The organism is Burkholderia sp. LMG 13014, assembly GCF_905232215.1.
Classification (GTDB): Bacteria; Pseudomonadota; Gammaproteobacteria; order Burkholderiales; family Burkholderiaceae; genus Burkholderia.
Genome location: NZ_CAJNKE010000578.1, coordinates 1 through 3668, shown reverse-complemented (window position 1 = coordinate 3668; position 3668 = coordinate 1). Strand labels below are relative to the sequence as shown.

Here is a 3668-nt window from a genome sequence, read left to right as displayed (position 1 = left end):
TTGCCGGTACGCGGCCAGCGCATCGTCGAGCGCGGCCGGGAAACGGTTTTCCGGCGCCAGCCGGTAGTCGAGCGAGAACGAGCGCACGCCTGCGCGCTTCGTCAGGCCGAACACGAGCGGCCGGTGAGTCTTCGTCGAACAGAAGTAATAACCGCCGCCGTGGTAGTACAGCAGCGTGCGGCCGGCCCCGCGACCCGCGCCCGCGTCGGTGCGTTCGAGCCATTCGCCGCGCAGTGGCGCGTCGCCCGCGCCGTAGCATTGGCGCAGCCGGTAGCCCGACGGCGCGCGGCGCGGCACGACCATCCGCAGGTCGGTAAAGCGCCGTGCGCGGGCGGGATCGAGTACCTCGCGCGTGGTCTCTGGACGGAACTGCCAGCGCAGCAGCCAGCACGCGAACTTGCTTTGCCAACTCATCGGACGCACTCCGCAATCACAGTGTGACGATGGTACGTGCGATCGCTCCCGCACCGTTCGACAGGTGCCTCTACATCAAACGCCGGCGCTCAGTTCGCCGGCATCACCTGGCCGCGGATCTCGCCGGCCGGGTGGTCCTTCGTATGGACGTTGAAATACCACTTGCCGCCCATCAGGTCGGTGACCTGCGCGTCGGTGAGTTCCTTCGAACCCTTGATCGGGCTCGCCAGCTCGTCCTTCGGAATCGGCACCTGCACGCCCGCGTTCTGGCCGACCGGTGCGGGACCGTGGAAGTGCGCGGCGGTGGCCGGCCCCGTGAGGTGTTCGTAAGTGACCTTCCACTGCAGCATGTGCGTAGCCGTGTCGTAGGTGGCCTCGACGTCGCCCGAACCCTTGGTCGCCGTCGGCGGCACTTCACTCGACGGCTGGAGATTGGCGGACAGGCGCACCGTTTCAGCGGCAGCGCTGCCGGCGGCCAGCACGCCCGCGAGTACCGCGACCTGGAGCAAACGCAGCTTGAGCATGGACTCTCCTTGTACGACGTTGTACGCCGCCCGAGCGGGGGCGTCAGACATGATGGTAGTCGATCGACGCTGATCCGGGCATCCACCGATCGGCCATGCAGCGAATCGCCGCACCGCTCACGGCCGGCCATCTCACGCGGCGCGCGATGCGTCAGTCTGCGTCAACCTGGAATGGACCTTTGCAGCCTGGTGACTGAATCCGCGCGCGGCCTTTCGCTACACTTCGTCTCACAGTTGCTTGTTTCCTTCGTCCGAAGGAGTCTGCGAGTATTCACGCGGCCGCCCGGCCGCGTTTTTTTTGCGCGCGCCACCGGATCCGGTTCACGCCGTATCAAGCATGACGAAGCGATCTCGCCGCGTTGCGTCACGCGCGATAGCCGGGATCGATGCGATCGACGATACGCTGCAGCGCATCGAACGCGTCCTGCCCCGCGCCATGCTTCGGATCGAAATTCAGCGAATCGCGCACGCACGCTTCGAGCACGGGCGGCGCGATCGATAGCGCGTCGCCGATCGCATGCGTGGCGACCTGCACCTCGCACGCGCGATTGAGCAGCCACATCAGCGAGAACGTCTGCGCGAGCGTCGCGCCGATCGTCACGGGCCCGTGATTGCGCAACAGCAGCACGGGCCGCCCACCGGCGCTCTCGACGATGCGCCGCCCCTCTTCGAGATGCACGGTGATGCCCTCGAAGTCGTGATACGCGATCTTCCCGTACAGCTGCGCCGAATAGAAATTCGAGAACGACAGCCCGTCGCGCGAACAGCACACGGCCATCGTCGGCGTCGTATGCACGTGCATCACGCAGTGCGCGTCGGGCAGCGCCGCATGGATCGCGCTGTGGAACGTGAAGCCGGCCGGATTGATCGGCCAGTCGGAATGACCGATCACATTGCCGTCGATGTCGATCTTCACGAGGTTCGACGCGCACACCTCGCGGTAATGGAGCCCGAACGGGTTGATCAGGAAATGGCCGTCCTCGCCCGGCACGCGCAGCGAGATATGGTTGTAGATCAGCTCGGTCCAGCCGAGATGATCGAAGATGCGGTAGGCCGCCGCGAGCTGCACGCGCGCCTGCCATTCGGCTTCGGAGAAACGCGCGGGACGCGTGAACGGCTGGTTCGGAACACGTTGCATGGGGGGCTCCGGTTGCGGGCGCATCGCACGGCCGTGCGGCCGTGCGGCTTGCGCGCCTCGTCTCCTGGCGCCGCAGAGATCGCGGCCGGGTTTGTCTCGCCGCCATGGCCCCTGGATGCGGCTGCCGGCGGCACCTTCACGATGCAATGATCGTTGCGCGCACAACCATATCACCTTTCCCCGCGCACCGGTATCGCGGGTTTTGCCGGAGCGCCCCGCACGCTTCCGCCCCTTTTACAGCTGGTTGTCGACCGGTAGCAGCATGAACATGCCGGTCATCAGGTTGCGCAGCAGCCCCGCATGCGGATCGACGTGGTACGTGCTCGGCACGCCGTTGTCGACGCCGGTCCATTCCAGTTCGGGCGTGCCGCCGCCCGGCGGTGTCACGAGGCTGACGCGGTAGCTGTCGTCGGGCTGCGTCACGCGCGCGAAGATCGTCGCGACCTGCTGCGCGAGTGCCGGGCTGTGGATCACCAGCGCCAGTTCGGTATTCAGGTTCGCCGAGCGCGGATCGAGGTTCATCGAGCCGATCACGAGGATCTTCCGGTCGATCACGTACGCCTTCGCGTGCAGGCTCGCGCGCGAACGCGAGCCGAACAGCCGCGCCCGCCGCCGGCCCGGCTCCGCCTTGAACTCGTACAGCTCGACGCCGTGCTGCAGCAGCGGCACGCGGTACGGCCCGTAGCCGGCCTGCACGGCCACCGCATCGGTCGCGGCGAGCGAATTCGTCAGGATCGCGACCCGCACGCCACGCGCGGCCGTCTCGCCGAGGATCTTCACGCCCGCGTCGTGCGGCACGAAGTACGGCGAGAACGCGAGGAATTCCTGCTGCGCGTTGCGCGTCAGCTCGACGAGCCGCTGCATCGGCGGGCTCACGTAGCCGGTCGGCTGCGCGACCTTGTCCGGCGCGTCGACCTTGAATTCGGCCGGCGCCCACACGAGCCCGAGCTCGTCGCGCGCGATCTGCTGCGCGAGCGGCGTCGCGTTCAGCGGCTTCGCGTTGTACGGCTCGGCGTTCTTGCGCCAGTGGGCGCGCAGCTCGTCGCGCATCGTGTCGAGGTCCTTCGCGTCGAACGACTGGTGGTTCAGCTCGCGCAGCGGATAGCTGCTGGCACTCGCCCAGTAGGTGTCGAAACTCGCCGAGACGTCGTTCGTCACCGGGCCCGCCGCGAGCACGTCGAGATCGCGGAACTGCAGCGTCGGGCTCGCGCTGAAGTATTCGTCGCCGAGATTGCGCCCGCCGACGATCGCGATCTGGTTGTCCGCGATCATCGCCTTGTTGTGCATCCGGCGCGTGAAGCTGTCGATCCGCGTGAAGAAGTTGGTCGTGCGCTCGACCATCCCCTGCTGCGACGCACCGAACGGGTTGAACACGCGGATCTCGACGTTCGGGTGCGTGTTCAGCGCGGCCATCACGCGATCGATGTCGCGGAAGTTCAGGTCGTCGACCAGCATCCGCACACGCACGCCGCGATCGGCCGCGTACAGCGCCGAGCCGAGCAGCAGCTTGCCGGTCGTATCCTCGGTCGCGATGTAGTACTGCATGTCGAGCGTCTTCGTCGCCGCGCGCGCGAGTGCGATGCGCATCTGCA

General features: G+C 67.0%; 4 protein-coding genes. All 4 read right to left on the bottom strand.

The features are described 5' to 3' along the window. A partial coding sequence (locus JYJ84_RS31190; protein ID WP_205189914.1) for an alpha/beta hydrolase occupies positions 1 to 414 on the bottom strand: 414 nt, incomplete at its 3' end. Between the two features lie 89 nt (positions 415 to 503). Continuing rightward, the gene (locus tag JYJ84_RS31185; RefSeq protein ID WP_175221640.1) at positions 504 to 938 is read right to left on the bottom strand and encodes a CHRD domain-containing protein; all 435 of its coding nucleotides are present in this window, start codon (positions 936 to 938) and stop codon (positions 504 to 506) included. Positions 939 to 1302: 364 nt separating this feature from the next. Further along, positions 1303 to 2076 (bottom strand): class II aldolase/adducin family protein, encoded by a 774-nt coding sequence (locus JYJ84_RS31180; protein WP_175221639.1) that lies wholly within the window; start codon positions 2074 to 2076, stop codon positions 1303 to 1305. 234 nt (positions 2077 to 2310) lie between these two features. Next, positions 2311 to 3668: phospholipase D family protein (locus tag JYJ84_RS31175; protein WP_205189913.1), on the bottom strand; the 1358-nt coding region annotated here is incomplete at its 5' end.

Excerpts from the sequence above, each read along its gene's own strand:
- JYJ84_RS31185 (WP_175221640.1), bottom strand. The coding sequence starts at position 938 with ATGCTCAAGCTGCGTTTGCTCCAGGTCGCGGTACTCGCGGGCGTGCTG.
- JYJ84_RS31180 (WP_175221639.1), bottom strand. The coding sequence starts at position 2,076 with ATGCAACGTGTTCCGAACCAGCCGTTCACGCGTCCCGCGCGTTTCTCC.